The sequence below is a fragment of the Streptomyces sp. NPDC002785 genome (assembly GCF_040295565.1).
Taxonomy (GTDB): domain Bacteria; phylum Actinomycetota; class Actinomycetes; order Streptomycetales; family Streptomycetaceae; genus Streptomyces.
The window spans coordinates 1-26,610 of sequence record NZ_JBEOVN010000069.1; the positions used below are offsets into that span (position 1 = coordinate 1).

The 26,610-nt window shown below is 68.2% G+C and carries 28 protein-coding genes, 1 tRNA gene and 1 pseudogene; 13 read left to right on the forward strand and 17 right to left on the reverse strand.

The features are described from left to right. Window positions 1-43: 43 nt before the first annotated feature. The 3 genes from ABTZ94_RS18240 to ABTZ94_RS18250 form a co-directional block, all read right to left on the reverse strand. The gene (locus ABTZ94_RS18240) at window positions 44-754 is read right to left on the reverse strand and encodes a nucleotidyltransferase family protein (protein ID WP_351202070.1); all 711 of its coding nucleotides are present in this window, start codon (window positions 752-754) and stop codon (window positions 44-46) included. A gap of 34 nt (window positions 755-788) precedes the next feature. Continuing rightward, window positions 789-1,202: a hypothetical protein gene (locus ABTZ94_RS18245; protein ID WP_351202071.1), complete on the reverse strand. Its 414-nt coding sequence runs from the start codon at window positions 1,200-1,202 to the stop codon at window positions 789-791. A gap of 225 nt (window positions 1,203-1,427) precedes the next feature. After that, complete coding sequence (locus ABTZ94_RS18250; RefSeq protein ID WP_351202072.1) at window positions 1,428-2,564, reverse strand: ABC transporter ATP-binding protein; 1,137 nt, start codon at window positions 2,562-2,564, stop codon at window positions 1,428-1,430. Between the two features lie 179 nt (window positions 2,565-2,743). Here ABTZ94_RS18250 and ABTZ94_RS18255 point away from each other — a divergent pair. Then, window positions 2,744-2,817: transfer RNA gene (locus ABTZ94_RS18255), tRNA-Thr, on the forward strand. 47 nt (window positions 2,818-2,864) lie between these two features. Here ABTZ94_RS18255 and ABTZ94_RS18260 read toward each other — a convergent pair. The 6 genes and pseudogenes from ABTZ94_RS18260 to ABTZ94_RS18285 all read right to left on the reverse strand — a co-directional run. Then, window positions 2,865-3,044, reverse strand: a pseudogene (locus ABTZ94_RS18260) (tyrosine-type recombinase/integrase); the annotation flags it as partial. Window positions 3,045-3,406: 362 nt separating this feature from the next. Further along, window positions 3,407-3,994, reverse strand: a complete 588-nt coding sequence (locus ABTZ94_RS18265) for a class IV adenylate cyclase (RefSeq protein ID WP_351202073.1) — start codon at window positions 3,992-3,994, stop codon at window positions 3,407-3,409. A 16-nt stretch (window positions 3,995-4,010) separates the two neighbouring features. After that, window positions 4,011-4,658: a class I SAM-dependent methyltransferase gene (locus ABTZ94_RS18270; RefSeq protein WP_351202074.1), complete on the reverse strand. Its 648-nt coding sequence runs from the start codon at window positions 4,656-4,658 to the stop codon at window positions 4,011-4,013. Continuing rightward, the gene (locus ABTZ94_RS18275; RefSeq protein WP_351202075.1) at window positions 4,576-5,217 is read right to left on the reverse strand and encodes a hypothetical protein; all 642 of its coding nucleotides are present in this window, start codon (window positions 5,215-5,217) and stop codon (window positions 4,576-4,578) included. The genes ABTZ94_RS18270 and ABTZ94_RS18275 overlap by 83 nt, the downstream gene beginning before the upstream one ends. Beyond that, entirely contained in the window at window positions 5,210-6,112 is a 903-nt protein-coding gene (locus ABTZ94_RS18280) for a radical SAM protein (protein WP_351202076.1), read from the reverse strand. Before ABTZ94_RS18280 ends, ABTZ94_RS18275 begins: the two co-directional genes overlap by 8 nt. A 107-nt stretch (window positions 6,113-6,219) precedes the next feature. Continuing rightward, window positions 6,220-6,912, reverse strand: coding sequence for an HAD family hydrolase (locus tag ABTZ94_RS18285; protein WP_351202077.1), 693 nt, complete (start codon window positions 6,910-6,912; stop codon window positions 6,220-6,222). Between the two features lie 97 nt (window positions 6,913-7,009). Here ABTZ94_RS18285 and ABTZ94_RS18290 point away from each other — a divergent pair, with 97 nt between their 5' ends. Both ABTZ94_RS18290 and ABTZ94_RS18295 read left to right on the forward strand, forming a co-directional pair. Beyond that, window positions 7,010-7,795 (forward strand): helix-turn-helix transcriptional regulator, encoded by a 786-nt coding sequence (locus ABTZ94_RS18290; protein WP_351202078.1) that lies wholly within the window; start codon window positions 7,010-7,012, stop codon window positions 7,793-7,795. After that, window positions 7,782-8,249, forward strand: coding sequence for an NUDIX hydrolase (locus ABTZ94_RS18295; RefSeq protein ID WP_351202079.1), 468 nt, complete (start codon window positions 7,782-7,784; stop codon window positions 8,247-8,249). Before ABTZ94_RS18290 ends, ABTZ94_RS18295 begins: the two co-directional genes overlap by 14 nt. Here ABTZ94_RS18295 and ABTZ94_RS18300 read toward each other — a convergent pair. From ABTZ94_RS18300 to ABTZ94_RS18320, 5 genes are all read right to left on the reverse strand, one after another. After that, on the reverse strand, window positions 8,237-8,800 hold the full coding sequence (locus ABTZ94_RS18300; RefSeq protein WP_351202080.1) for an HD domain-containing protein: 564 nt from the start codon (window positions 8,798-8,800) through the stop codon (window positions 8,237-8,239). The two genes, ABTZ94_RS18295 and ABTZ94_RS18300, sit on opposite strands and share 13 nt — an antisense overlap. Before the next feature lie 387 nt (window positions 8,801-9,187). Continuing rightward, a complete protein-coding gene (locus ABTZ94_RS18305) occupies window positions 9,188-9,736 on the reverse strand; it encodes a hypothetical protein (protein WP_351202081.1) in 549 nt (182 codons plus the stop codon). 30 nt (window positions 9,737-9,766) lie between these two features. Next, window positions 9,767-10,687, reverse strand: coding sequence for a hypothetical protein (locus ABTZ94_RS18310; protein WP_351202082.1), 921 nt, complete (start codon window positions 10,685-10,687; stop codon window positions 9,767-9,769). Between the two features lie 848 nt (window positions 10,688-11,535). Further along, a complete protein-coding gene (locus tag ABTZ94_RS18315; protein ID WP_351202083.1) occupies window positions 11,536-12,297 on the reverse strand; it encodes a PE-PPE domain-containing protein in 762 nt (253 codons plus the stop codon). 105 nt (window positions 12,298-12,402) lie between these two features. Beyond that, entirely contained in the window at window positions 12,403-14,766 is a 2,364-nt protein-coding gene (locus ABTZ94_RS18320; RefSeq protein WP_351202084.1) for an NACHT domain-containing protein, read from the reverse strand. Between the two features lie 184 nt (window positions 14,767-14,950). On the opposite strand from ABTZ94_RS18320, the gene ABTZ94_RS18325 reads away from it, so the two are divergent. The 5 genes from ABTZ94_RS18325 (at window position 14,951) to ABTZ94_RS18345 (ending at window position 18,406) form a co-directional block, all read left to right on the forward strand. After that, entirely contained in the window at window positions 14,951-16,033 is a 1,083-nt protein-coding gene (locus ABTZ94_RS18325; protein WP_351202102.1) for an AfsR/SARP family transcriptional regulator, read from the forward strand. Further along, window positions 16,030-16,758: a DUF6585 family protein gene (locus ABTZ94_RS18330; RefSeq protein ID WP_351202085.1), complete on the forward strand. Its 729-nt coding sequence runs from the start codon at window positions 16,030-16,032 to the stop codon at window positions 16,756-16,758. Before ABTZ94_RS18325 ends, ABTZ94_RS18330 begins: the two co-directional genes overlap by 4 nt. 119 nt (window positions 16,759-16,877) lie before the next feature. Beyond that, window positions 16,878-17,108, forward strand: coding sequence for a hypothetical protein (locus tag ABTZ94_RS18335; protein ID WP_351202086.1), 231 nt, complete (start codon window positions 16,878-16,880; stop codon window positions 17,106-17,108). Window positions 17,109-17,142: 34 nt separating this feature from the next. Beyond that, complete coding sequence (locus ABTZ94_RS18340; protein ID WP_351202087.1) at window positions 17,143-17,685, forward strand: hypothetical protein; 543 nt, start codon at window positions 17,143-17,145, stop codon at window positions 17,683-17,685. A gap of 298 nt (window positions 17,686-17,983) precedes the next feature. Then, window positions 17,984-18,406 (forward strand): hypothetical protein, encoded by a 423-nt coding sequence (locus ABTZ94_RS18345; RefSeq protein ID WP_351202088.1) that lies wholly within the window; start codon window positions 17,984-17,986, stop codon window positions 18,404-18,406. A gap of 206 nt (window positions 18,407-18,612) precedes the next feature. Here ABTZ94_RS18345 and ABTZ94_RS18350 read toward each other — a convergent pair whose 3' ends face one another. After that, window positions 18,613-19,458, reverse strand: coding sequence for a hypothetical protein (locus ABTZ94_RS18350; RefSeq protein WP_351202089.1), 846 nt, complete (start codon window positions 19,456-19,458; stop codon window positions 18,613-18,615). A gap of 165 nt (window positions 19,459-19,623) precedes the next feature. On the opposite strand from ABTZ94_RS18350, the gene ABTZ94_RS18355 reads away from it, so the two are divergent. The 3 genes from ABTZ94_RS18355 (at window position 19,624) to ABTZ94_RS18365 (ending at window position 22,783) form a co-directional block, all read left to right on the forward strand. Further along, window positions 19,624-20,244 (forward strand): hypothetical protein, encoded by a 621-nt coding sequence (locus ABTZ94_RS18355; protein ID WP_351202090.1) that lies wholly within the window; start codon window positions 19,624-19,626, stop codon window positions 20,242-20,244. A gap of 89 nt (window positions 20,245-20,333) precedes the next feature. Then, a complete protein-coding gene (locus ABTZ94_RS18360; RefSeq protein ID WP_351202091.1) occupies window positions 20,334-22,499 on the forward strand; it encodes a M48 family metallopeptidase in 2,166 nt (721 codons plus the stop codon). Beyond that, entirely contained in the window at window positions 22,496-22,783 is a 288-nt protein-coding gene (locus ABTZ94_RS18365; protein ID WP_502967264.1) for a DUF7144 family membrane protein, read from the forward strand. Before ABTZ94_RS18360 ends, ABTZ94_RS18365 begins: the two co-directional genes overlap by 4 nt. 210 nt (window positions 22,784-22,993) lie before the next feature. Here the strand turns inward: ABTZ94_RS18365 and ABTZ94_RS18375 are convergent, their stop codons facing one another. Beyond that, window positions 22,994-24,403, reverse strand: coding sequence for an NAD(P)/FAD-dependent oxidoreductase (locus ABTZ94_RS18375; RefSeq protein WP_351202093.1), 1,410 nt, complete (start codon window positions 24,401-24,403; stop codon window positions 22,994-22,996). Between the two features lie 63 nt (window positions 24,404-24,466). After that, window positions 24,467-25,141: a rhomboid-like protein gene (locus ABTZ94_RS18380; RefSeq protein ID WP_351202094.1), complete on the reverse strand. Its 675-nt coding sequence runs from the start codon at window positions 25,139-25,141 to the stop codon at window positions 24,467-24,469. Window positions 25,142-25,150: 9 nt separating this feature from the next. Between ABTZ94_RS18380 and ABTZ94_RS18385 the strand changes: the two genes are divergently transcribed. Then, the gene (locus ABTZ94_RS18385; protein ID WP_502967265.1) at window positions 25,151-26,077 is read left to right on the forward strand and encodes an aminoglycoside phosphotransferase family protein; all 927 of its coding nucleotides are present in this window, start codon (window positions 25,151-25,153) and stop codon (window positions 26,075-26,077) included. Window positions 26,078-26,108: 31 nt separating this feature from the next. Beyond that, window positions 26,109-26,609 carry a GNAT family N-acetyltransferase gene (locus ABTZ94_RS18390; RefSeq protein ID WP_351202096.1) on the forward strand — a complete coding sequence of 167 codons (501 nt, stop codon included), beginning with the start codon at window positions 26,109-26,111 and terminating at the stop codon, window positions 26,607-26,609. The last annotated feature ends 1 nt before the right edge of the window (window position 26,610 follow it).

Genomic DNA, 26,610 nt, shown 5'->3' on the forward strand with positions numbered 1-26,610 from the left:
AACGAACCGGTGACCGCCCCTGCGCGTACCGCGTCGCTTCTTGCTACTGACCGTCCAGCTCCTTGGCTGCCTCGGTCAGGTCCTTCGCGGTGTCGATGGCCCGCCAGTACGCCCCGTGCGGCAGCGGGTATCCGGCCAGCCTGCGCTCGCGGGCCAGCCGCGGGAACGTCGTCCGCTCATGGTCGCCCCGGTCCGGCAGCAGAGTGGTGAACGTCGGCGAGAAGACGTACACACCGGCGTTGATCAGATACGGCGACGGCGGCGACTCGATGAAGTCGGTGATGTGCCCGAACGCGTCCGTCTCCACGGCGCCCCAAGGGATACGGGGGCGGGCCAGGGCCAGTGTGGCGGTCGCATCGCGCTCGGCGTGGAACGCGGCCATCTCGCGCAAGGAGAAGCGCGTCCAGATGTCGCCGTTGGTGGCGTACCAGGGCTGGTCCGGATCGGGCAGCCGGGCGGCGGCGTACTTCAGCCCGCCGCCGCGGCCCAGGGGCTCGGACTCCACGACGGTCGTCACGCGCAGCGGCAGCACCGCGGAGTCCAGCCACTCCTGCAGTACCTCGGCCAGATGACCGCACGACACCACGGCGTCGGTCACGCCCTCGGCGGCCAGCCAGGAAAGCTGATGGCCGATGATCGGAGTCCCGGTGCCCGGGATCTCGACCATCGGCTTGGGGCGGTCATCGGTGTACGGGCGCAGCCGCGATCCCTGGCCACCCGCCAGGACCACGGCCTGCGTCGGATACGTATGCATGCCAGGCACGATATGCGGTGCCCGGACCGGCGGGTCAGCTGAACTGTGCGACACCCGAGGCGAACGACGTGTCGCAGACGGGACGCGAGAACCGGTGGGCCCGCGTCGGACCGTACTGCTCGACAGCGGCGCGGCCCAGCGCCTTCGCGATCGACACGCAGTGCCGGGCGAGCGAGGGGCGGCCCTCGACGGAACGCTGCAGATCCGTCAGCGCGACACCCGGGTCCTTCTGCCGAAGCTCCACGAGCAGCCGGTCACGGAGGATGTCCTGCGGGGTGCGCGCCTTGGCACGCTTCGAAACATTCTGAGCCGAGGCGGTCAGGACCTGTGACTCGGAATTGTGCGCTGCCCACGGCACGCTGGTGACGGCGAGAGTCCCGGAGAGGACCATCACGACGGGCAGTACGAGAGCGAGAGTTCGGCCGATGCGGCGCGCGGTGTGGGTCACGCAGTGAGCGTAGCGGGCAGTGATGATGTGGCGACATTTCGTCACCCTTGAGGGGGATGGTTCGACGATGCTTTTCGAATCGCACGTTGACGAACCTCGGTGAAATGACCGGTGTGCCGGGGATTTCGGCGCCGCACGGATCCAAACCCAAACACTCCCCCCGGCGCGCGAACGGCCCCGCACGGAGAACGTGCGGGGCCGCTGTGGGCGCGGGTGTGCGGGGCGTCAGCCGGTGAGACGCGCACCCGTCGAGGTCGAGAAGACGTGCAGCTCGTCCGGGCGCGGCACGACGTGCAGCGTGGTGCCCTTCTCCGGAACGGAGCGGCCACCGACGCGGACGACCAGGTCCTTGTCCTCGCCGCCGACCCGCGCGGAGCCGTAGACGAAGCCGTCGGCGCCGAGCTCCTCGACGACGTTGACCGAGACGGCCAGACCGGCCGGGGCGTCGGCGCTGTCCTTCGAGAGGGACTTCGCGGCGGCGCCACCGTGCTCGACGATGTCGAAGTGCTCGGGGCGGATGCCGACCGTGACGGTCGTGTCGCCCTTGTCCGCGGCGGCGGAGAGCGCCTCGCGGGAGACCGGGACGACGCTGTTGCCGAACTTCACACCGCCGTCGGTGATCGGGACCTCGATCAGGTTCATGGCCGGGGAGCCGATGAAGCCGGCCACGAAGAGGTTCGCCGGCTTGTCGTACATGTTGCGCGGCGAGTCGACCTGCTGGAGCAGACCGTCCTTGAGGACCGCGACACGGTCCCCCATGGTCAGGGCCTCGACCTGGTCGTGTGTGACGTACACGGTCGTGATGCCCAGACGGCGCTGGAGCGAGGCGATCTGCGTACGGGTGGAGACACGGAGCTTGGCGTCGAGGTTCGACAGCGGCTCGTCCATGAGGAAGACCTGCGGCTCACGCACGATGGCGCGGCCCATCGCGACACGCTGACGCTGACCACCGGAGAGCGCCTTCGGCTTGCGGTCCAGGTACTCGGTGAGGTCCAGCATCTTGGCGGCCTCTTCGACCTTCGCCCGGATCGCGGTCTTGTTGACACCGGCGATCTTGAGCGCGAAGCCCATGTTGTCCGCGACGGTCATGTGCGGGTAGAGCGCGTAGTTCTGGAACACCATGGCGATGTCCCGGTCCTTCGGGGGCAGGTGCGTGACGTCACGGTCGCCGATGCGGATCGCGCCGCCGTTGACGTCCTCAAGACCCGCGAGCATGCGCAGGGAGGTCGACTTGCCACAACCGGAAGGACCGACGAGGACGAGGAACTCGCCGTCCGCGATGTCGATCTCGAGCTGATCTACGGCCGGCTTCGTGGAGCCGGGGTAGACGCGGGACGCCTTGTCGAACGTGACACTGGCCATGCTGAATCTTCTCCTTCACCGGCAGGAACGTGCCGGACGATCCGAGTAAGGGAGTGGTCTGGTCCACTGGGGTGAACCCTCAGTGACGCTACCCGGCCATTTGAAATCTGTCAGTAGTTCGAGCGGCGCGAGATTTTGGGACCGCGCAGGGGCCGGCGTTGGTTACACTGCTCCGGCACGCCTCCTTAGCTCAGCTGGCCAGAGCGCCGCACTTGTAATGCGTAGGTCATCGGTTCGAATCCGATAGGGGGCTCCGCATGAACCCCAGCTCAGATGGTCTCTGAGCTGGGGTTCTTCCGTTTAGCGGATGCGGCGGCGGCAGGAGCGAGCTGCGCGGCTGTCGAGGGTCTCAGTTTTGATCTCAGTGGGGCCGGGATCGGGTGCCGGGGGAGGGGGTACGAAGAACTCGCCCATGCGCCGCATCGCGTCCTTCGACAGGTGCGATCTGCCCTTCACGTACCGCCGGGTCTGGCTGACTTCGTGCTCGATGCTTCCCCGCCCGGCGTCTGCCACACGGCTCTGCCTGAGTGGGGATCCCGGGCCGCGTCGAACGAACTGGATCATCGTTGAGAAGGATGGATTGCCAGACCTGCTCCTGAAGTGCCCGGATGCAGGGGCCGCAGGCGTACATCGCTGCTTGGGCACTGGCCACGCTCACGGGACCGATCCACAGGACACGCGTCCACTGCTGGCCGCAGTAGAGCCAGCAGAGCCCGTCGATCCAGTGGTTGCCGTCATCGGTACCTGCCGGTGCGGGCAGACCACCGCGGGCGAACTCGGCGATCCCGGGTATCACCCGGTGTGGTAAGGCCAGTTCCATAAGCACAGTTCAGCCCTCAAGGTCAGTGGCCATGGGCGGCCACTGGGGCTGCCTCACTCTTGCCCGCGTCCGCGAAGAGGAGGGTGGGTTCGGCCAGGATGTCGCGGCCGGCTTCGCTCTTGTAGATCTCATCCACGCTGCCGAACCGGGCCTCGGAGTAGTCGAGTTCGAGCAGTGCAGCTGCTTGTCGGACCGATGCCTCGTCGGGCCCTTCGATCTCGATGAAGGTGGGGAGATCCGGCCAGGTGTCGAAGTCGAAGGCGACCTCGCCGAGGCGCCACTCCTCGCGGTAGTTCTCCTGGTACCGGACCTCGCGCATTCCGAGGCTGCGGAGGATCTCGGCCATGGCGTGCAGGTCCGTGACCTCGGTTTCGATCTCGGTTGTGCCGTCGATCGTGGTGGCGTCGGTGACCTGCTTGAGTGTCAGCGTCGATCGGGTGCCCTCGTCGCGCAGCCGCACCCAGGCGCCTCCTTCGAGGGCGTCGTTCTCGAAGATCTTGCGGGTGAGAAGGGTGCGCGGGAACGCTTGGGCGGCGCCCAGAGCGGTCAGCTTGGCCTGAAGGCCGGCAACGTCGATGGCGAGGAACTTGGCCTCGTACTCATGCTTCATGGGCTTTTCCTTTGCGCTACGAGGGGGTGCGGGCCGCGAGGAGCAGGCCCATCCGGTGGGTGTGGTCCTGGAGCTGGCCGATGTGGGCTCGCTCGGCGAACTCATTCGTTCGCAGGGTCAGCAGAACGTCCCAGTCGCCGATGAAGTGACGCCTGAGCTTCTCGGGGGACGTGTAGTGCTCGATCAGGTGCTGGCGCTGGGTGACAGGCATCATGAACTCCGCGCCGAACAGACCGTCCTGGCGTACGGACGACTGCATGCGGGTGATGAACTCGGCGAGCGGGCGATGGTGGTTGGCACTGTAATGCCACGAGCAGCTCGTCCAGATGGCGTCGCAGGGCACGTCCAGAGGCTCCCATTGAAGGAAGTCCTCCTCCACGACCTGCACTCGGTCGTACAGCGATTTGAGCTTGAGCCGGTCGATGAGGCCCATCGCGTGGGCCTGGTTGTCACCCGGGAGCGTGACCTCACCACCGTGAAGAGCAAGGGGGTCGCGTTCTACGGCGATCACTCGGTAGCCGGCGGCGGCCAGCGGCAGGATGAACTTGCCGTCGCTCGCGCCGATGACCGCGACAGTGGCGTCAGGAGTGGCACGCTCCTTCAGCGCGGCGAGGAACTGGGGAAAGAACGTGAGGGTGTGCTCCCACAGGCTCTGCGTTTGCACGGTGGTGGGCTCCTTGCGTGTCGGTGGCGAGGATCGCCTGGAGGACCTCGTCGGGGTCCAGGCGCGTGGTGTCCACGCGGTGCATCGGGAACTGGGCATAGGCATCGGTAACCCGGTCGCCAGGGCCCTCGACGAGGGTGTCCCAGCGGGAGACCGGCTTGGCCCGCTCAGCGAGCCGACGCCGGCGCTCGTCTTCGCCGCACGTCAGCTGGTAGGTCACGGGCTGTGGCAGGTCGGGCGGCAGACTGACCCCGAGACGAACGCCGAGAGCGCGGTGGGTGGCGAGGCAGCGAGCGAAGTAGCTCTCCACGACGACCGGGGTGCCTGAGGACAGGTAGCGCCGTATCTCATCAGCCGCGGTGAACAGCGCGGACAGGTAGAAGCACATCCTGGCCTCGGCGTTACCCCGCAGGTCCACCTCGCGCCGCAGAGGCTGGTAGAAGAGCGGCACGGTCGGGACCAGAACGGCTTCACGGGCTGCTGCCAGCATCGGTGCGATAGTTGACTTGCCGGTGCCGCGAAGTCCTTCGAGGCTCTCGAACAGCGGGGCGTCAGACACGGCCGTACACGACGCCCGGTACCGCGAGCGTGAGTTCGTCGGTGGCGGATGGCCGGTGGTCGATGTGGTCAGCAAGCTTGTCGTACCAGAAAGCGTGGGAGTCCTTGCCGACGGCCTTGCAGGACATGGTGAGTGCGCCACGCGGGTCGGCCTCGATCCGCTCGATCTGTGTCAGGCCACCCGTAGGAGCGCAAATCTCCGGGGCGCCGTTCTCGGACAAGTCCTTGTCGACGATCACTTCGATGGTCAGGTCAGCGGTCTGGAGCCGTTCACGCAGGCGGATGTAGGCGGCGGAATCGGTGATGAGGAGCTCGGGGTGATCTGCTGCGTTGCCGACCGGTCGGAGGCAGTGAAGTTTCAACTGCTCTGCCCCGTAGTTCTGGAGGGTGCGGGCAAGCGGGACCACTTCGCCGATGTTGCGAGAGGTGACCGTCAAGGTCGCACCGGTGCGGACACCGAGTCCCCGGGCGATGTCGAGTGCGCTCAGCGCACTCTGGTAGCTCCCGAACTTGCGGATGTGGTCGTTGGTCGAGCCGATGCCCTCCAGCGATACCCGCAGCAGGTCCAGGTGGGGGGCGATCTCGGTGAGCCGTCGCTCGATCCGATAGCCGTTGGTGCAGATCTCGACCTGCATGCGCAGTTCCTGCTTGGCGTACCGGACGACGTAGGCGAGGTCCTTGTAGACGAACGGCTCGCCGCCCAGCAGGGTGACAGCCTCGGTGCCGTACTGGTCGCGCATAAGTGTGAGGAGGTTGACGGCCTCGTCTGCAGTGAAGGCATCGGCGTGCTTGAGCCTCTTGCCATGGAAGCAGTGCAGACACTCGAAGTTGCAGCGGTACAACAGCTGCAGGTACAGCATCCGGATCCTGCGGATCCCGGTGACTTCCCCGATCACGTGGGTCTCCTTCGGGCAGTTGCCTGGTGGGAGACCTGATGCTGACGGAACGAGTACGGACGGCATCACCGCGTATCCGGACGCCCCGGGGACGTCCTGGGACGTTTTCAGTGGGCCGCGAAGGTCTCCAGGATCCCGAGAACATGCGCGGTGTCCGTCAGGTTCGGTAGCGCTACCTGCGCGCCGGCAGCCCTCAATTCTTCGGCGCTGTGGACGCCAGAAGCGACTGCAATGATCCCGGAGTTCGTGGCGAGCGCGGCCTCGACATCCCTCGGGGTATCTCCTACCAGCACGACAGGCACGTCATCCCACGCGCCTCGGAGGCGTTGGGCGCGCTCCCGGGCAACAGCCACCAAGCCCGGACGCTGGAGAGCGTCAGCCCCATAAGCACCAACAGACAGGTCGAGGAGGGGGTCCAGGCCGAAGGCCGATACCTTCACGCGGGCGTTGGCCGCGATATTGCCGGTGAGAACCGAAGATACCCAGCCCTCGTGTACAGAGGCCGCCTTCAAGACGTCACGCACGCCCGGCAGGGCCGTCCCGCGCTCGCTGAGATCGTGGAGGCGTTCCTCCCCGGCACTGGCAAGAGCAACCTCGACGGCCGCCCAGTCCGGCTCGGACAGGCCGTTCCGCTGGAACATGTCGCGCATGATCAGGCGATCCGTACGGCCCTCCGTCCGCGCAGGTTCGATCGGAGTGGTTCCCGCCAGCGCCGTAAAGGCGGCAGCGTAGATCTCCTTACTGACCCCGGCATTCTCGATGAGCGTGTGGTCGATGTCCCACAGGACGATGAGCTCCATACGACCAGCGTAAGTACCGTGGTCGACGCTTCGGCTTCTGAGGAACGTCCCATAACGTCCTTGCTCGCTCCTGACCGCCTCGGCTTGTATGACGTCTGTGAACGAGCGACTGCACTCCGTACTCGCCCAGCGCGGCCTCTCGCCAGAGTCACTCGCTGAGCTCTGCGAGGTAGACCCGAAGACCGTCAGTCGCTGGCTCGGCGGGCGCGTTCCCCATCCGCGCCACCGATTCCGCGCTGCCCAACACTTACGGGTGGAGGAACTGTTCCTCTGGCCGGCCCCAACCCCAGCCTCAGCGCCGAGTGCCGGACAGCCCAGTGCCGGGTCAGGCTCGGAGCTCGTCGGGACCTACCAGAACCGGGCCAGCGTTCCCCGTGACATGTGGCTCTCGCTACTGAAGGGAGCCCAAGAGCAGATCAGCGTTCTCGTCTTCTCCGGCACGTTCTTTGCCCAGTCCAACCCCCACGTCGCCAAGATGCTCGCCGAGCGAGCGGCCGATGGCGTTCAAGTACGGCTCTGCTTCGGCGACTCGAACGGCCAGGCGGCGGCCATCCGCGGCCGCGAAGAAGGCATCGGCGACACACTCGCCGCCAAGATCCGCGCCTCCCTGACCTACTACCGACCCTTGCTGTCCGAGGCAGGATGCGAGGTCAGGCTGCACGACACCACGCTCTACTCCTCCCTGTTCCGCTACGACGACGACCTGCTGGTCAACCCGCATGTCTGGGGTCAGCCGGCAAGCGCCAACCCTCTGCTGCATCTCAAGCGAGTTGACGCTGCAGGGTGGTTCGACAACTACGCTCAGAGCTTCGAAGCTGTCTGGGCCACCGCACGGGCCTGGACGCCAGACCAGGAAGGGCCCTCGTCACATGGGCAGGACTGAGTACTACAACGATCCCAAGGCCCCCAAGGCGAACACGCTCATTCCCGCCAACAATCTGCTCGTCGTCGACGCCAGCGGCGCCATCCTGCTCCAGCGCCGTCGGGACACGGGCCAATGGGCTCTACCTGGTGGCGCCCAGGACATCGGTGAGACGGCGGCACAGTGCGCGGTGCGCGAATGCCTGGAAGAGACCGGCATCATCGCCGAGATCACAGGCTTCCTCGGGGTCTACACGAACCCCAACCACATCGTGGCTTACACCGACGGTGAGATCCGCCAGCAGTACGAGAACACGTACATCGGCCGCCCGGTGGGCGGCGAGCCCACCATCAACGACGAAGCCGACGGCGTCCGCTACATCCAGCCATCCGACCTTGACCAGTACGACATCCACCCCAGCATGCGCCAGCAGATCGGCGACTACCTCGCCGGCACATACCCTTACCTGGGCTGAGCCGCCAGCGCCGCCTCCACCCGCTCCACAGCAGCGAGAATCTCCGGCGATGCCCGACGGATGAACCGTCCCACCAGACTGTCAGAACCGTAACGGGCGGTGATCTCCGCCAGCCGAGCGTCGACAGAAGTGCCCTCGCCATCGGGCGTGGTCGTCATGTCGCAATAGACAAGGGCGTCCACAAGCCGCTGGTCGTCGAGCAGGGGAAACTCGGCCTCCAGGACGTCCCGCAATCCACGCTCCTCAGCTTCCAGCAACGCCAACGAGTGGTTTGCCACCAACCGAACAAGCCGTCCATCCGCGGCATGAATGTCACGAAGAAACCGGGCGCCATCCAGGGGGTGAAAGCCTGTCACGGCCAACCGCGGGGCGTAGCCCACATCGTGCAACACAGCGGCAGAACCCAGGAGGTCCGAGTCATTGCCGAGGACCTCCGTCAGTTCGGCCGCGCGCCGCGCGACCCCTTGCGAGTGCGCCCATCGACGAGGGCGCGGCTTACGCAGCTCCGCTTCTGCCACCTGACATGCCCATTTCGTCAGTGTTCCGTTCATAGCTTGGACTTTCCCGGGTACAAGTCTGCACATTTCAAAGCACGCAAAGCGGGCCCGCATTCCGACGCCTCGGCGACACCCCGATGGAGCGGAGCAGTAAGCAGGCAGCCTCGGTCAGGAGGCCACCCAGCCGCCCATCTCGCTCAACCCGACGAAACCCTTCACTAGGCCCTCGACCGCCTGCCGCCCGCGTCCGGCACGCAGCGCACCGTTGTCCTCGGCGAGCTCGTCGAGGACAACGGTGCAGGTAACCGACCGGAGGAGCCATGTCAGTCACGGCGAAGCTGCCCCCGCGCTGCGCGGCTTGCCACCCACCTACCTCCAGCTACGCGAGCGCCGACGACTCAAGATGAGGCCACCACTGCACGCGCTGGGCACACAGCGCCCTCAGCGCGGGGCCCGCTGGCGCCGCCGCAGCCAGTCCGGATCCCGAACAGGAACCGCGGCTTGATCGTCGCCGACCAGGTCCGCATCCGAGACCTGCATCATGTGGTCGAACAGCCAGATCAGTCGCATGAACCGTAGCGCGGCAAACACCATGGCGTACTCGAAGACGAAACGGCAGGAAAGAGGATCCTTCTCTCTGTCGAGTGACAGGGAGATCAACAAAAGTAGGCAGCACAAGGCCGTGCTCTGGATCAAGCTGCGCCAGCTACGCCTGAGCTCCTCGTGATGCTGCGCGCGCACCGCGCGCAGCCGTTCACCGTTGGCGGCGGTGTAGAGCGAGACGGCGATGGTACTCAGGCCGCCGATGGCTGACACCACGCCGGCGGCCGCAGCGTACAGATCCGTGCGCTGCGACGAATCGATCCACGAGAGCCAGTCCGACGATCCAGTGCTCCGTATGACGAGAACGTGGATGCCGACGGCCAGAGCTGCGAGGAGGTAGTCGATCCAGAGGACGGCGGCCCAGCGATCTTCGATGCTCGTACGCACACTCACGTGCCCCCCAGTTATTTGCCCAGGTCACGAGTCCCCTGCGTCGACCGCCAGCCGCAGGGCATCCTCGTGCTCGATGGCTGCTGCCAGGATCGCATCCACCGCTGACACGATCCGGATTGAGTTGCCCTCGGCGTCAGTGGCCGGCACGCGCTTCTTAGCCGTAATGCTGTGCTCGACCAGCTCGACGAGGCGGGTCTGTTCTGGCCCTCCGGGATCCGAGTAGACCAGCCGTGCGCGCGCTCGCTCGGCACCGGTGACCACGTCCGAGATCTCCTCAAGATCCGCGAGAAGGTGCTCGCGGTGCTCCCTGAGTTCCTTCTTCTTCGGAACGGAAATGATCATCGTCACGCTGATCTCTCCGTACGCCTCGCCCGCGACACGAAGCGTGCGCGCAAGTCCTCCCCGGCGCTCCTGCAAGGCACCCATCTTGTTCGCCATGATCTTCACTTCTACGCGGCTGGCGCCGGAAGCGGTCTTCAACCGCTCCACCTCTGCGTGTGCAACCACCGGCCGGACCTGCAGCTGGTAGCCGGGGAACAGCTGGATCCCATTCAGCCAGGTCTCAAGGGCTTTGTGGCTGGGAGCGGAAACGCCGCCCTGCATAATCCCGATGACATTCCCGAAGGGCAGGAAGCAGATCACCGAAGTGTCCACGTAACCCTCCTGTGCGGATTGTTCTAGCTCCCGCAGATCGCCGGTGTCCCAGTTCACCACCGACAGCCACTCACCTGCGTCCTTCACTCGGTGCAGCAGCAGGTGATCCTGCATGTTGTAAGTGGCGACGGTGCCCACCATGTGCGAATCACCCTCGAAGGAACGGGCCGCAACATCAGCCCGAGCAACGTCGGAGAGTGCACCGTCCCAGTCCATGCGGTTCGTGGCCCGTTTGGCCACTCCGTCTTTGACCACCACAACTTCATAGAAACCGACCGTGCGTTCCTTCATATGACCCAACGTGGCCAAGGCGACCCCCTCGCATGTTCCAGCGCGCAGCCGACCTGTCGTCAGTCCACCCGCCCGTCATCACGTCCAATTTGATCGTAGACCTCGGTCCAGGGCCGTAGAGCCCAGCCGCGTGACCTGCCGCCACAGGCGAAAGGGGCATTCCGTAGCACGGAGCATGGGGGTGAAACGGGGTGCTCCTCATGGTTGTTGCGGCCATGTGCGACACCGAATGGTTGGCCAGGAATGCAGCCGCACCGCCATCCCGTCGCACCTGGCGCATGTCCGTGAACACCCAGGATCTCCACCCCGACCACCATCCACGTGGTCGCTTGATTGCTCGTTGCAATGAACAACTGACCCTTTCTGGCGGCGCGTACATCACCGCCGAACAAGATGTTCCAACGCACCAAGACGCGCCGCGATTCGGGGACGAGGCCGGCGGGAACTCCTTGCCCGCTGACGTACGGCGAAGCCGCGCACCGGGCGCTCGGCTCGCACGGTGCGCAACGCGTCGACTGCCCCGTTGTACGTGTACGCATGGCTGCGGTGGCGGGCGGGGACGTCGTGATCCTCTACCTTGTGCCCGCGACGTACTGCCTTGGCGGCGAGGCCCTGGAGAATCAGCAGCGATCGACTACGGAGTGGGACAGGCATGACGAGGCGGCCCTTGTCGTCGCCCCGCCACGACCGGATGCGGGGAGCACAACTGAGTGGGGACGCGGACAGGCGGAGCCTCGTCCGGCCGCTCTCTGTGTGAATTGGGGTGTGGCCCCTCGGTCAGAGAGATCTGCAGGTCGAGATTCCACATGCGGAGCTTCTCAATGCGCTTGCCTTCGGGGAGGGCGAAGTCACGACTCGTACCAGAAGATCCCGTTGGCGCCGTCGTTCGCGATGGTCCGGGTCATGACGTTTCCGTCTTGCGCGTAGCGCCTGTGCGTGTCCGAGAGGAAGAGGTTGTAGGCGGACACGAGTGTCGTGGCGTCGCAGGCCAGGTCGGTGCGGATGCAGAAGCGGGCGACCGGGACGCCCGGGAACTCCCTGGGGCCGGGGCCGGTGGAGGTGAAGCCGAGGGCGCCCAGGCCCTTGGGGACCTTGGCCCACAGGCCGGTGTCGGGCTGCCTCGGGTCGGCGTACAGCATGCCGTTGACCAGTTCCCGCCGGATGCCGGTGCCGCCATTGGCGATCGTCTCCAGTAACTGGTCGGCGGCCTGCGCGCCTTGGGAGTAGCCCACGATCGTGAGGCGTGCGGTCGGGTCCTTGCGGTGGGTCTCCTCGGCGGCGGCCAGGAGGTTCTTGTAGCCCTGCTCGACGCTGCTGTCGTAGCTCGGCGCGGTCAGGTCCGGCCTGTTCTGGCCATTGAGCCAGGGGCCGGCGCTGGCTGGGTAGCAGACCGGGACGGGGATGCCGCCGTCCAGGTGCTGGTTGGCGTAGTAGTACGTCGTGGTGCACCCGGGCGCGTCCGTCGTGGTGCCGGTGCCGCCGAGTTCGATGTAGTAGTGGTTGGGGGACTCGGCGTGCGCGGACGTGGGCATGATGGCGGCGGCGGCCGTCAGAGCCACTGTGAGGGCGACGGTCCTGGCACGGCGCGTGAGTCGGTTGGTGTTCCGCATTGGGTTTTCCCCCGGGGTCCGGTGACGTGATGGTTACTGGTGGGACAGCGCCTGACGATAGGGAGGAGCGATGAAATCGTCGTGAAGCGCGATCCGGCGGACGCGCTATCTCTGATGGGCCCGTCGGCCGGGGTCGGGGAGTGTTCGGTGGGCCTGGGCCAGGTGGTGTTGCAGGCGAGCATGGCGGAACTGGTAGACCGCGCCGGCCTGGCGCAGTACGCCGCGCCGGTAGGCGTCGTCGAGGAAGGTGACGACGGCCCAGGGCACGCGTCCGGTCAAGGGCAGCCAGATCCGGGAGAGTACGAGCCACTGGCCCCAGGCGGTCATGGTGAGCGCGTATCCGATGGCGCCGCCGATGCCACTGATGGTCCCGAGCAGGAGTCCGGCGGTGGGGCTCCAGACGAGTGGACCCAGTGACCCCTGCAGGAGGTCGACCACTGCTCCGGCTCCGAGGCCGACCACTGCCCCGAAGGCGGGTGCCCAGACGAGTAGTTGGGTGGTCACTGTGCCGCGATTGGTGTTCAGGAGGCTGCGTGGGTGGACGACGGAGCGGATGTCGAGGGGACTTTCCAGTAGGCCGATGAGGCAGAAGGTGAGTCCGGCGCCGCCGCCGAAGACCAGGCCGAAGACGATCCCGTTGTTGAGCCCGAGGTGCAGCACGGTCGAGAGCCCGGCCTTCCAGACGGGCCTGTTGTTCACCACGCCGCTCAGGAATCCGTAACCGAAGCCGAAGGCCGACCCGCCCAGCGTCCCGAGGATCAGCCGGGGGCCGGTCTTCCACTGGATAGCCCCTGACCTGCCCCGGATTTGCAGGCGTACGACGGACGGTGTCAGCGGTATGCCCTTGATCGTGAACGTGAGCCAGTGCACGAGCCCGAACGTGAGTCCGGAAAGGAGTCCGATGATCGTCCCGTCCACGATCGGGAACGGGAACGAGGTGCCGATGGCGGTGACGATGGTGAAGTCGACGAGGCCGATGGCCAGTCCTGTCATCAGCGCGGTGACCAGGGTGCGTGTGGAGGGGCGCAGCCCGCTGCCGAGTCGCCACCAGGCCAGGTCGGGGGTTTCGAGCCGGTTGAGGTGGTGGGCAAGGTAGCCGAGCCAGTGCCGGGCGCGCTCCGGGGCGAAGGTGGGGCGAGGTCGGGCGCCCTGGGCCTGCGGGAGTTGGCGGCGGTAGACGGTGGGGATGAAGTTGTCCAGGAGGTGGTCTTCCAGCTCCTCCGGGCTGCCGAATCGTTCGGTGTCGAGGAGTGAGGCCGGGTCGTGGTCGGGGGTGTCGCTGTAGATGGTGCGGGCGAGCGCGACCATCAGCGGGTTGGCCAGGACCGCGGCGAGGGGGGATGTGGGCTGGTCCTGCGGCTGCTCGCCCAGTGTGGTCAGTACGGATTTCCAGGCGTTCACGGTGGGGTTCGCGCGGCCGGTCTTACGGGTGGTGCGGGGGAGGTAGTCGTCCAGGTCCTTGAGGGTGAGGTCGGTGAGTTCGAGCGCGGCGGCGGAGGTCAGTACGTCGGTTTCGGCGACCGCGGCGACGTATTCGGCGGGGCGGCTGGTGAGCAGCAGGGGGAGGGTGGTGGCGTTGAGGGCTTCCAGCGCGGGGCGGCGCAGGCCGTCGGCCATCTCGTCGAAGCCGTCCAGGACCGGGAGTACGCGGCCGGACTCGACCAGGGCGGAGGCCAGGGTCGTCCCGCCGGGGCCCTGGGCGGCGTAGCCGGGGTGGTCGCGGGTCAGTTGGCTGGTCAGCCAGTCCCGCAGGGTGATGGCGGTGGGGTTCCATGCGCCGATGCTGAAGATCACCGGAACGGGTTCCGCGGGGGCTCGTGACTCGAGGCGGTCGAGGACGAAGCGCAGGGCCAGGATCGTCTTGCCCGAGCCGGATCTCCCCAGCACCACCAGTCGCCCGGACGGGATACGCCGGTACAGCTCGGCGATGTCGTCCAGCCGGCCGTTCAGGTCCAGCGGGTCGGCCTCGGCTCCTGCCGGGAGACGGAGGATGTTTGCCCAGTGGTCGGTCAGCTCCTCGGGGGCCGCCCGCAAGCGGACCGGCAGCGGGAACGGGTCCTGGATCTGTCGTTGTTCCTCCTCGCGCTGCCAGCGGGCGGCCACCAGCTTCGCGAGTTGCTCGGTCGTGTCCGCCGGCGCGTCATGCGCTGCCGACGTCGGACGTCCCGAAGCCGACCGCGCCGGCCCTGGTTCCTCCGAACCCGGCTCTTCCGTGTCGGACTCGTCCTGCTCGTCGCCGTCCGGGTTCCGGTGGACGGCGGCGCCGAGTAACTCCTCGCGCTCACTGGGCCGGAGCGGCAGCGCTTTGGCCAGCTCCTGCACCGTGGTCATGCGCGGGTTGGAGCGCCTGCCGGTTTCCAAGCCGCGGATGGTACGCACGCTCACCCCGGAACGCTCCGCCAACTCCTCCTGGGTCAGCTTTGCCCGGACCCGCAGCCGCCGCAGCACATCGCCGAACTCACTGGCCACAAGTCACGGCCCTTTCCCCTGGGACGTCGCCTTTTCGCAGGTGGAGGACTCTAGCGTGGCCACCGGCCATATATGACCGGTTCAATGTCCTGTCCACGTTTCCTCCACCGGTGCCACCTTCGATGGCATCGACGTGATCGACCGGGTCGAGCGGATCGACCGGTCCGGAGAACGGGGAACCACCATGGCGACGACGACCACCCCCCAGGGGCGCCCGAGCGTCACGGTCCTCACCGCTCAGGAGCGCGAGGTGTTCTACGCGCTCGGATGCGGCTTGGAGGACGCCGAGATCGCCGACACCCTCGCCCTGCCCGAGCATGTGGTGGCCGGGCAGCTGGGGCGCATCCTTGCGACGTTGGGGCTGCGGAACCGGGCTGCCGCCATCGTGCACGCCTTCGACTGCGGTCTGGTCGTGCCCGGCCTGGGCCCGCGCAGGCAGGTGGCGGCACTGGGGGCCACGGTCCGGCAACAGACGGGACCCGCACCCGGTCCATGGCTTCGGGTCTCCGTGCTCGGCCCGTTGCGGGTGTGCCTCGCCGGGCAGCCCGTGGACGTCGGCCCGGTCCGCCAGCAGGCCGTGCTGGCGGCGCTGGCACTGAGCCCGGACCGTTCGGTCAGCCAGCGGGAACTGCTGGACGGCGTATGGGGGATGGAGTCGCCGGGCGGGAACGTCGTACCGGTCTATGTGTACCGGCTGCGCAAGAGCCTGCGTCTCGGGGAGTGCCCGGACTCGGTGATCAGGCGCGACCGGTACGGCTACGGACTGGTCCGAGGTGTGGTCGAGGTGGACGTGGCGTGCGTGGAGGAACTCGTCACCGCGGCCGGGACGGCCGAGCGCGCCGGTGACCTGACCGAGGCGGTGCGGCTGTGGACCCGGGCGCTGGAGCTCTTCCGTGGTGAGCCCTTGGCCGGCCTGCCCGGCCCTTTGGCCGAGTTGGAACGGCTGCGGCTCGCCGGGCGCAGGGTCGGCCTGACACAGCGGAAGGCGGACGGGCAGCTGAGGCTCGGCCGGGTTGCCGAGGCGATCGCCGGACTGTCCGCTCTGGCCCTGGAAGAGCCGCTGAACGAACCGGTCGCCGCGCTGCTGATGCGCGCACTGCAGCGCGGCGGTCGGCGGGCCGAGGCGCTGACCGTCTTCGACCGCACCTGCCGGCGGCTCGAGGACGACCTGGGGGTGGCCCCCGGCGAACTGCTGCTGCGGGCACGGTGGGCGGTCCTGCTCAGAGACGACGCGGGCGCCGGCCGCGGCCGGGCAGGTGCGGCGTGAGCGACGGGACTTCCCGCGACCGCGACGAGGAGTTGCTGCTGGCGAGGATCTCCGCAGCCAGCGGCCGCGCACACCTCGGCAGGCGACGCGCCACCTATCGGGCGGCACCGAACGGAGCCACCGTACGTGCTGGGCGGGGAGCAGCAATTCGGTTGTTGTGGCGGGTCGTTGCGGAGGGCGCGTGCTGCTTGCGGCGGGCCGGCGGCAGGACGGGGGCGAACGCGGGCGCACGGCTGGACTTCTACGAGCACGGAATAACGGCTGCTGTCGGCGGCCGGATCCATGTCATCCGCTACGACACCACCGTGGTGCGTCTGCGCAGAGTTCTGTCCCCGCAGGGCATCACCCACGCCCACGTGCTCGTTGACGTCGACGGTGAGCGGGTCGTGCTGCGCGGCGGCGACTTCGGCCACCCGGAGGTGTGGGGGCCCGAGATCCGTCGTGCCCTCACCGAGGCCCAGGTGCCGCGGGCCTTGGCCGCGCTGGCCGAGGGAGCGCGGCTCACCTTCGGCCCCGTATGGATCACCCGGGACGAGATCGGCTCCCGAGGAACGTCCTTGCGATGGTCGCAGGTCCAGCAGATCGAGATGTCGAACGGTGCCGTCGCGATCCGCGTCGCCGGGCGGTGGCAGGTGCTGGGATCCGTGGCGTCCGGGAGCCCGAACGCCTTCGTCCTCCACGCCCTCGCCGAGCACCTGGCCGGTGCCGAACGGGACGACGACTGACGTACGGCGCCCTGTTTCACGCCGATTTCACCGGCTGCTCCTAGCGTCCGACAGGACGTGCCGGCAACCACACACAACCCACCAGCGCAACCACTGGTGACGATCCGAAGGAGACCGCCATGGCCGACAGCTACCGATACCGGTGCGGCGAGTGCGGGCACCGCACCGCCTGGGGGAGTGAATCCCAGGGCGAGCAGGCGATCGAGACCCACTACGTCCGGAGCCATCCGCACGTCGACTCCGGGGGGATGGTCGAGTTCCGCAAGGGGTCCTCTTCCGGCGGCGGCTGCGGTTGCCTCATCGCCCTGGGGATCGTGGTCCTGCTCCTGATCATCGCTTCCCGGCACTGACGAGACAGACAACGGCCAGGAGACGGAGGACCGCGTGGAAGCGCTGGACAGGAACAAGACGCAGGCGTTGGTCGAGAAGGCCAAGGGCGAGCGCGAGCGATTGGGGAACGGACGGAGCCGGGTGTCCGCGCTCGTAACGCTGGCGGTGGTCGGCGGGATCGCGCTGCTGCTGGCGCTGGCGGTCGGGGGAGACCCGAATGAGGCGCCGAGCTGCGACGACAAGACCATGGCACGGGACGACGTGTGCGTCATCTACTCGAGCGGCGGCGGCGGTGGCAGCTACTCGTACCAGGAGATGATCGACCGCCGGGAGTCGGGCAACACCGTGAAGCGGGGGATCGGGTTCGGCCTCGCCGGGCTCTGCGCGGCGCTGATGATCCCCGCGGCGGTGCGGTTGGATCCGTCCACACCCTGGGGCACCGAGGTCGCCGGGCCCTGCCCGCGGTGCGGCGGGACGAACCTCCGAGAGAAGAAGACCGGGTACAGCGTCTCTCAGGGGCGGACGACCTACCACTACACGGGCGTCGTCACGCTGTGCACGCCCGCGTGCGGCTTCAGTTCCTGCAGGCGGCCCTGACGGCACCGGCAACTTCGGCGCCCAGCAGAACTGGGCCTGTCTCGACGGCATCAATCCGTGATCGGAGCGGGGCCCAGGTCGCAGCGACTCCGACCTGGGTGGCGCCTCAGCTGCCGACTCACCGCCCGACGGAATTGAGCAGCAGAGTCGCCCTGTCCCATGGGGTCGGCTATAGCCGGAGACTCGGATCAGCGCCGTGTTCGTCTCTTGCTCCGAGACTCCTCAAATCGCGGGACGCCTTTCCCTTTCGGGCGATATGCACATTGACCCAGAATCCCGAGCGAATGCAGGTGCGGAAATGGAATCGGAACTGGCGGCACTGGCGAGTCTGGCCGCGTCGACGGTGATCAGCGCAATGGCGACGGCCGGGTGGGAGGCAGCGCAGCGGGCGATGGGTGAGCTGTGGCGCCGGGTGCACCCCGAGCGGGCGGACATGGTGGTGGCCGAGCTGGGCGAGGCGCGCGCCGAGGTGCTCGTGGCATGGCGGAACGGGGACGAGGGGGCCGAGCGGGAACTCGTCGGCGAATGGCAGGCGCGGCTGCGGCGGCTGCTGGTCGCCAACCCGGAGCTGGTTCCCGAACTCCAGCGACTGATCGACGAGTTGCGGCGCACTGTCCGCGCGGAGGAACCTCGGGCCGCCAGCGTCACTCTGACCGCGAACGCGTCGGGGCGCTCCCGCATCACCATGTCCGGGCGGGACATCAACATCACCAAGGGGTGATCGTTTGAGCTACTCCGGAGGTACTTCGGGCGGTCCCGACGGCGACGGCAACGGTGGAACCCGAATCGATGTACGAGGGGACGGTCAGTCCCGGATCAGGGTGGCCGGCCGCGACATCAACACCACCTACTTCGTCAGTGCTTCGTCGGCGGCGCTTGCCGCCCACGCGACTCGGGACCCTCACCCGCACTGTCCCGCGATCCGGCTCACGGGTTGGTGGTCACCTCGAAGCCCGCGCCGTAGACGTCATCGGGGTCGGCGGCGTCACGGGCACGGAGGTCGGCGAGGATGTTCGCCGAGCTGGTGTAGACGTAGGGAGGCACCCCCAAAGCGATCGCCTTGGTGATGCCGGCCCAGGGGCCCGCGGCCTGAAAGCCGTTGACGTCGGAGGGGTACGCGCTGCCCGGTACGTGCCAGATGGCCGGTCCGCCCGAGTCGCCGCTCTTGTGCGGGGCGTGCGACTGGTAGATGCCGTTGGTGTTGTTCGTGACCCGCCCGTACCACACACCCAATTGGCCTGACACCACGAGCTCGTTGTTGTTGAACAAGTCGGCGCCGAGCAGGCGTTCGTTGTCGAGTGCGGGGTTCAGGGCGTTCGGACTGACGTGTCCGCCGGGGACCTTCAGCTCGCCGGTCTGCTTCAGGTGCGGCCCCTGCGAGGAGAGCGTCACCTGCGGGACGAGCTCGATGACCATGTAGTCCTTGGTCGGGTGGCCCACCATCGAACCCTCGGGGTCCTTGAAGTAGCGCACGTACCCGATCGGACCGAACCCGGTGTCCTGGCGGTCGTAGACGGGGACGATGTTCTCGTGGATCTCGCGGTCGGCGTACTCGGCGCCGCGGATGCAGTGGCCTGCCGAGATGGCCAACTTGTGCCCGTACCTGTCCGTGCCCACCGCGCCGATCGTGCAGAAGGCGTCGGGCACCGACGGGCTGAAGAGGATCTGCATGGCGTTGTGGACGCGTTTGCCCGGCTCGGCGTGGGCGGTACCGAGACTCATGGTCCCGATGACCGCCAGGGTCGCTAAGAGGGTGCACAGTCGCTTGATCATGCATGGTTCCCGTCTGTCGGGGCGAGAGGCCCTCGGCGGAGATCAGCAGACCATGATGACAGCGACGACGCTCATCCGTCGATGCTCAAACACCTTGTGGGTTGGGCGAGTTGAGGTGATACTCCAGCTGACGGGACTGGCGACCAGGGGGACGGGGGCCCGCCGATGGGTGCGTTGGGGGACAGCGAGAAGGAGCGGGCGCGGGAGCTGGCCAGGGAGGCCGTACGACGGTTGGCTCCGGAGGAGCTGGCGTTCTTCGAGGAGACGGCGCACGCGTACTTCGAGGATCCGGCGCGAGCGACCCGGAAAGCGCGGCCCGAGCCGCTGGGAATCGGCATCGACGCCATCGTCGTCACCACGCTGACGGCGTTCGCGTTGCCGGTCGCGGCGACTGTCGCCGCGAGCATCGCCACCGACGTCATGCGCGAGGAGCGCAGACGAGGCTGGTGGCGCGGGCGCCGGGCGCGGGCGGACGACCGTGCGGAGGGCGATGCGGGTGGCGCCCCGGCCAGTGGGGCGGGCGGCGGTGCGGATAATCCGTTCGCCGCGCCAGGCACCGTACGGCCTGTGGCACTGGGCGGTGGGGAGGCACCCCGACCCGTGGACCTGGAGTTCCTGCGGCGCACGGCCTGCGAGCGGGGACTGGCGCTGGGCCTGCCGCCCGGCCAGGCACAGCTCCTCGCCGACGCCATCGTGGGTGGGGTCGTCGGCGGGTGGGCCGGGGGCGCTTCGGGCGGCGACGGGCGGACCCCGGACAGTCGGGGTGGGGAATCCGGTCCCTCGTGAGGGAAGGCCCGAGCAGGTTGGGGGGAGGCCACCCGCTGGGGGTGCAGCACCCGTTCCGATTACCGTCCGGAACTTCCCTGCGGTTCGCGTTGTTCATTCTGAGCACATCGGTGGCGATGGCGGCGGCCGTCGGCGGGGCGGTCGACACGGCGAGGTACTTCGGGCTCGGCGGCGACATCGGCTCCATCACCGAGTCCCTCGAATGCGCGTCCGAGAACTTCGATGAGACGGCCGCCGATCCCGCGGAATTCGCCCGCCGCTGCATGCCGGCGGGCCTCAGCAGTGGGAACACCGAGGAGCTGGCCGCCTTCGCCGCCCTGTGGCTGGCCGTCGGCATCACGTACTGGCTGCTGCCCGTCTACCGGCTCCGTCGGCGTCGGTTGCGGCCATTGCGGGCCGACGCGAACCCGGACATCCAGCGCACGGTCACGGAACTGGTGGCGTTCGCCGAGCTGCGGTGCCGGGTGCGTTTCGTCGTCGACAGGCGCGACCAGGGCCTCACCGGACTCGCCTTCGGGCGGGTCGGCCGGCGTTACGTGATGCTCGGGGACGGACTGCTGCGACTGCACAGCCGGGATCCCGAGGCCTTCCGCGCGATCGTCCTGCACGAATTGGCGCACCTGCGCAACCGCGATGTCGACATCGCCTTTCTCACCCTCATGTGCTACCGGCTGTTCGCCTTCGCGCTCGCGATCCCGATGGCCGTCACGGCGCCCCTCTCCCTGCTGGTCGGCTGGATGCTGATGCCCACACAGGTGATCTACCAGTTGCTGCTCATCGTTGCCCAGTGCGCCCTGGCGGTCACGGTCGCCCACGCCAGCAGCGCCGTACTGCGCAGCCGCGAGCTGTACGCGGACGCCCGGGTCGCCATGTGGACGCGCGGCGCCCACTCGTTGCGTCGTCTGCTCGCCGCACAGTACGGCGTCGAGCGGACCGCGCCCCGTCGGCGGTTGTTCCGGCGCACGCATCCTTCCGCCGCGCAGCGGCTGGCCGCCCTGAGTGACACGAGGCTGCTGTTCGGATTCTCCCCTTGGGAGGCCTTCGGGCTGGCCCTGACCTGCTCGCTCGTCTACTGGCAGATGGCGCGGTGGACCGAGGCGGCAATCAGTCCGGCCGACAGCGGCAGCGCGCTGAGCGCCCTTGTTCCCGCCGTGCTGCTGGGCGGCGGCGTGGCTGTGGGCATCTGGCGTGTGACACTGGCTGCGCATCTGGACCACGCCAGGTGGGCGGACGCGCACCACACGGGGCTCGCCATGGGCTGCGGCCTCTTCGTCGGCACGTTCGGGGACGAGCAGCAGCGGACGGCCTTCGCCCTCGGCGTCGCCAACTCCCTCCCGGTGCTCCTGTCGTGGTGGCTCCTCCTCGGAGTTGTCGGCTACGGATTCGTACGGTGGAACGCGGTGACCGCCCGGGTGTGGGCGCCGGTCGTGCTCGCCGCCCGGCGTCCGCTCGTGCCGATCGTCGTCGGCTGCGCGACCGGTGTGGTGCTGCTGAGCTTCTGGCTCGGGCAGGCCTATGCCGCCGGGACGCCCGGCTTCGCGCTGCTGCCCCTGCCAGGCCCGCTGAACCTGCTGCCGACGCCGTTGGACTACCTCGGTTTCGTTTTCTCCTTGGCCGTCGTGATCACACCCTCGCTGGGGGTCCTTGCCGCGGTCGGGGTCATCGTCGGGTTCCCGCTTGCCGCGCCGCTCGGGGTACGGCTCCTGGGGCGCGTGCGTGGCGTCGCGTCCACCGCGGGACCCGAACGGTTCCTGCTGTGGCCCCCGTCGGCCGAGGCTTCCGCGGCGCTCCTCGCCCCGCCGCGCCTGCGTCCCGGGCGGGCGCTGGTGGAGGGTGTCGTGATCGGCGCCGCCGCGGGGTTCGGACTGTGGGTGGTGCATGTCGTCAGTGCCCTGGTCTTCCCGTGGCCGATCCAGTGGATCGGCTCGGTGTTCACTTTCTACTACGTGCCCGTCGCGATGCTGCTGCAGCTCGCCGTCGGCTTCTTCGTCGCATGGCGCAACGCACACCACGAACTGCGTGCGTTCCACGGAGTTCTCGCCGTGCTCGGCGCGGGGCTGCTGCTTCCCCTGGCCGCGTTCACCGCACGCGACCACTTTGCCTGCGTGCGCTGGGGCACCGACCATCCTGCCTGCAGTCTGGTTCAGCCACTCGGTCTGGCGTCGACCACGGCGACGATCGTGGCCTGGACCGCTGCCCTCGCCCTGCTCCTCCTCCCCACGTGGGCCGCCCTGCGCGACGGCGCCCGGCAGTGAGGCCGGCTCCGCCCCGCCGGCGTACGGCGCTCGTTCCGATGGGCCTGACCTCTTGGGGCGTGATTCACCTCGTGGTCGGAGTGGCGCTCGTCATTGCCGGCCTGAGAGTCCTGACAAACAAGAGCTGGGGTCGCGGGGCCGGTGCGACAGTGGCAGGGATCAGCCTGATCACCCAGTTCATGTTCGTTCCGTACTACCCGGCGTGGGCCATTCCCATGATGACGCTCGACCTCGTGATCGTGTTTGCGCTGACGAGGCTCCATATCGGAACCGGCGGGCAGTGAACCCGGACAAGACCATGGCCGGTGGGAACCATCGCGGACGAGACCTCTCACAGGCCCGAGCCCCCGAGGACCGGGACAAGCCGGGTTCCAAGATGCTTGTCCTGTCCGACGCGAACGGACTGCCCCTGGTCGTCGGGCTTTCCGCCGCCCACACCCACGGATCCACGGACACCCGCCACCACCCGGTGGCGGGTGTCCGTCCGTTTCCGGTCAGTGCCGTCCCGACAGCAGGTCCGCGGCCTTCGCGATGGGGTCCGTGCCAGGGCGGGGCGACGTGAGTTCGCGACGGTCGGCGGTGCGGTAGGCGGCGTACATGCCGTGGACGCCGAGCCAGCGGAAGGGTTCCGGTTCCCAGCGGCGGACCCGGTGGTTGACCCAGGGCAGTGTGGTCAGTTCCGTGGGGCCGGACTGGCCGGAGTCCTGCTGGATCAGGTCGCGCAGGGTGCGGGCGGCGAGGTTGGTGGTGGCTACGCCGGAACCGACGTAGCCGCCGGCCCAGCCGAGACCGGTGGAGCGGTCGAGGGTGACGGTGGCGCACCAGTCGCGGGGGACACCGAGGACGCCGGACCAGGCGTGGTCGATGCGGGCGGCCCCGGTGGTGGGGAAGAGGCGGACGAGGACGTCGCGGAGGGCCTCGATGGTGGCGGCCTGGGTACGGGCTGTGTCATTGAAGTGGGCCGCACCTGAGCCGTAGCGGTACGGGACGCCGCGGCCGCCGAGTGCGATGCGGTCGTCGGCGGTGCGCTGGGCGTACACGTAGGCGTGGGCCATGTCGCCGAGGGTTTCGCGGCCGTCCCAGCCGATTGTGTCCCACACGGACCGGGGGAGCGGCTCGGTGGCGATCATCGAGGAGTTCATGGGGAGCCAGGTGCGCCTGAGGCCCTTGAGGTTTGCGGTGAAGCCCTCGGTGCAGCGCAGGATGTACGGAGCGCGGACGGTGCCGTACGGGGTGTGGGCCTGCTTGGGTTTGATCTCGGTGACGGGCGTCGACTCGTGGATGGTGACGCCGAGCGCCTCGACGGTCTCGGCGAGGCCCTTGACGAGTTTGACCGGGTGCAGGCGGGCGCCGTGCGGGGTCCAGGTGGAACCCACGGCTCCGGTGACGTTGATGCGCTCGCCGGTCTCGCGGGCGCCGTGCAGGACACGGTCCTTCTCGCCGAAGGCGATCTCGACGGAGTGGAAGTCCTTGAGCCGGGCCAGCTGGGCGGGGGTGTAGGCGACTTCGAGGACACCGCCCTGGTGGATGTCGGCGTCGATGTTCTCCTCGGCGGCCACGCGGACGACCTCGTCGACCGTGTCGTTCATCGCCTGCTGGAGGCGGACGGCGGCTTCGTGACCGTAAAGCTTGGCATAGCGGTCGCGGCCCGCGATGCCGTTGTACAGCCAGCCGCCGTTGCGCCCGGAAGCGCCGTAGCCGCAGAACTTGGCTTCGAGGACGGTGATGTTGAGGAAGGGGACGGCCTTCTTGAGGTAGTAGGCGGTCCACAGTCCGGTGTATCCGCCGCCGACGATGCATATGTCGGCGGTGGCATTGCCGGGCAGGGGTTCCCGGGGGATGGGGGTGCCTTGGTCCGCGTACCAGAACGATATGCCGCCGTTGACCGTGCTGACGGTGCTCATGTTGCCCCTGCTTTGTCCGGTGTGAAGCCGTGAGTGAGGTCGTACTTTCTCTGGGGCGGGACGTTACTGCGCCGGAGGGGTTTTCGTCCTGTGCCGGGACCAGGCCAGCGGGTAGCAGGCCAGGCCGATGAGTACGGCGGTGAAGTGGCCGAGGTCGGTGAAGGTGCGGCCGGTGATGAGCGGGATTCCGTAGAAGACGAGCACGGCGAAGAGATAGACGTACCGCCAGGGCGCCGGGATGCGGTACGTGAGGACCGCGATGACGCCCGCGAGCGCGTAACTGACGCCGACATCGAGCGTGTTGGCGCCGGCCGGCGGTACGTGTCCGTGTCGGATGGCCCAGGCCAGGACGCCTTCGCTGACAAAAGTGGCGAGGACATGGGCCGCGATGGCGACGGCGAGCCAGCGCAGGGTGCCGAGCCAGCGTTCGGCAGGGGCGTGGAAGACGGTGTAGAGGACGGCGTAGGGAACCCAACGGCCGCCGTCGATCCAGAGGGCGCTGGTGACGAGTACGCGTACGGGGTCCTGGGAGAGTTCGTGGATGTTGGTCGAGCGCTGGCGCAGGAAGTCCTCTTCGAAGTCCGGTGACATCTGGTGGACGATGACGGTGGTGACGAAGAGTGCGGTCAGCCAGATGTAGGTGCCGGGTGCGCTGCGGACCCATGAGCCGGCGCTGCGGATCCACGAGCCGGCGCCGGTGCGCGGCCGGGTGGGCGGGGCGGGGCTGCTCGGAGTCATATCCGATTGATGCACGGCTCTACGATTGTCCGCGTGATTGACATTCCGGACGGGCTGATCGACACCCAGTCCAAGTACAACGGGGCGGCAGGGCGGGCCTTTCTCGCGGCGCTGCCGGGGCGGGCCGCCGAGTTCCTGGAGCGGTGGGGGCTCCGGCGGGACGGCGAGGCGTTCTACGGGGTGTGCGCGCTGGTGCTTCCGGTGGTGCGGGTGGCGGACGGTCGTCGGGCGGCGTTGAAGCTTCAGCCGGTGGACGAGGAGACGGTGGGGGAGCCGGTCGCGCTGCGGGTGTGGGGCGAGGCGGGCGCGGGAGCCGTGGAGCTGCTGGATCACGACGCTGCGACGGGGACGCTGTTGCTGGAGCGGCTGGAAGGGCGCCGCTCGTTGATGGGGATGGCGGACGAGCGGCAGGCGGTGCGGATTCTGGCGGGACTGCTGGCCCGGCTGTCGTCCGTGCCCGCTCCGGCGGGTTGTGGGCTGCGGGAGCTGGGGGACATGGCGGCCCGGATGTCGGCGGCGGTGCCCGGGGCGGTGGCGGCGCTGGCGGACGGGGAGGAGCGGCGGCTGTTGGCAGAGTGCGCGGCGGCGGTGCGCGAGGTCGCGGGGGAGCCAGGGGACCGGTTGCTGCACTGGGACCTGCATTACGGAAATGTGCTGGCCGACGGGGAGGCCGGGTGGGTGGCCATCGACCCGAAGCCGCTGGTCGGCGATCCGGGGTTCGAGCTGCTTCCGGCGCTGGTCAATCGGTTCGACGCGGCGGCGGTGCGATGGCGGTTCGACCTGATGACGGAGGTGCTGGGGCTCGACCGGGGGCGGGCGCGGGCCTGGACGCTGGGGCGGCTGCTGCAGAACGGTCTGTGGGCTGTGACGGACGGGGAGCGGCGGCTGGCGCCGAACCAGGCGGAGATCGCACGTCAATTGCTGGGGCGGGGTTAGCGGGGTACGAGCCCATGCTTACGCTGCCCTCGTGATTCGTACCGCTACCCCTGCCGATGTCCCCGTCATCCACGCCATGGTCCGTGAGCTGGCCGACTACGAGAATGTCCTGCACGAGGCGAAAGCCACCGAGGAGCAGCTGCACGAGGCGCTGTTCGGCGAGCGGCCCGCCGCGTATGCGCACATCGCCGAGTCGGACGACGACGGCGAGGTCGTCGGCTTCGCGTTGTGGTTCCTGAACTTTTCCACGTGGCGGGGGGTGCACGGCATCTACCTGGAGGACCTGTACGTACGTCCCCAGCGGCGCGGCGGCGGGCACGGGAAGGCGTTGCTGACGGAGCTGGCGCGGATCTGTGTGGAGCGCGGCTACGAGCGCCTGGAGTGGTCGGTGCTGAACTGGAACACCCCGTCCATCGCGTTCTACGAGTCGCTGGGTGCGCGACCGCAGGAGGAGTGGACGATGTACCGGCTGACGGACGGGGCGTTGACGAAGCTCGGGGAACAGCTCGGGGAAAGGCGCGGCGGGCGGTAGG

What these genes read in the sequence shown, in the direction of transcription:
- ABTZ94_RS18240 (WP_351202070.1), bottom strand. Translation starts at nt 754, where the DNA reads ATGCATACGTATCCGACGCAGGCCGTGGTCCTGGCGGGTGGCCAGGGA.
- ABTZ94_RS18250 (WP_351202072.1), bottom strand. Translation starts at nt 2,564, where the DNA reads ATGGCCAGTGTCACGTTCGACAAGGCGTCCCGCGTCTACCCCGGCTCC.
- ABTZ94_RS18265 (WP_351202073.1), bottom strand. Translation starts at nt 3,994, where the DNA reads ATGAAGCATGAGTACGAGGCCAAGTTCCTCGCCATCGACGTTGCCGGC.
- ABTZ94_RS18285 (WP_351202077.1), bottom strand. Translation starts at nt 6,912, where the DNA reads ATGGAGCTCATCGTCCTGTGGGACATCGACCACACGCTCATCGAGAAT.
- ABTZ94_RS18295 (WP_351202079.1), top strand. Translation starts at nt 7,782, where the DNA reads ATGGGCAGGACTGAGTACTACAACGATCCCAAGGCCCCCAAGGCGAAC.
- ABTZ94_RS18300 (WP_351202080.1), bottom strand. Translation starts at nt 8,800, where the DNA reads ATGAACGGAACACTGACGAAATGGGCATGTCAGGTGGCAGAAGCGGAG.
- ABTZ94_RS18310 (WP_351202082.1), bottom strand. Translation starts at nt 10,687, where the DNA reads ATGAAGGAACGCACGGTCGGTTTCTATGAAGTTGTGGTGGTCAAAGAC.
- ABTZ94_RS18315 (WP_351202083.1), bottom strand. Translation starts at nt 12,297, where the DNA reads ATGCGGAACACCAACCGACTCACGCGCCGTGCCAGGACCGTCGCCCTC.
- ABTZ94_RS18325 (WP_351202102.1), top strand. Translation starts at nt 14,951, where the DNA reads ATGGCGACGACGACCACCCCCCAGGGGCGCCCGAGCGTCACGGTCCTC.
- ABTZ94_RS18335 (WP_351202086.1), top strand. Translation starts at nt 16,878, where the DNA reads ATGGCCGACAGCTACCGATACCGGTGCGGCGAGTGCGGGCACCGCACC.
- ABTZ94_RS18345 (WP_351202088.1), top strand. Translation starts at nt 17,984, where the DNA reads ATGGAATCGGAACTGGCGGCACTGGCGAGTCTGGCCGCGTCGACGGTG.
- ABTZ94_RS18350 (WP_351202089.1), bottom strand. Translation starts at nt 19,458, where the DNA reads ATGATCAAGCGACTGTGCACCCTCTTAGCGACCCTGGCGGTCATCGGG.
- ABTZ94_RS18355 (WP_351202090.1), top strand. Translation starts at nt 19,624, where the DNA reads ATGGGTGCGTTGGGGGACAGCGAGAAGGAGCGGGCGCGGGAGCTGGCC.
- ABTZ94_RS18375 (WP_351202093.1), bottom strand. Translation starts at nt 24,403, where the DNA reads ATGAGCACCGTCAGCACGGTCAACGGCGGCATATCGTTCTGGTACGCG.
- ABTZ94_RS18380 (WP_351202094.1), bottom strand. Translation starts at nt 25,141, where the DNA reads ATGACTCCGAGCAGCCCCGCCCCGCCCACCCGGCCGCGCACCGGCGCC.
- ABTZ94_RS18385 (WP_502967265.1), top strand. Translation starts at nt 25,151, where the DNA reads ATGCACGGCTCTACGATTGTCCGCGTGATTGACATTCCGGACGGGCTG.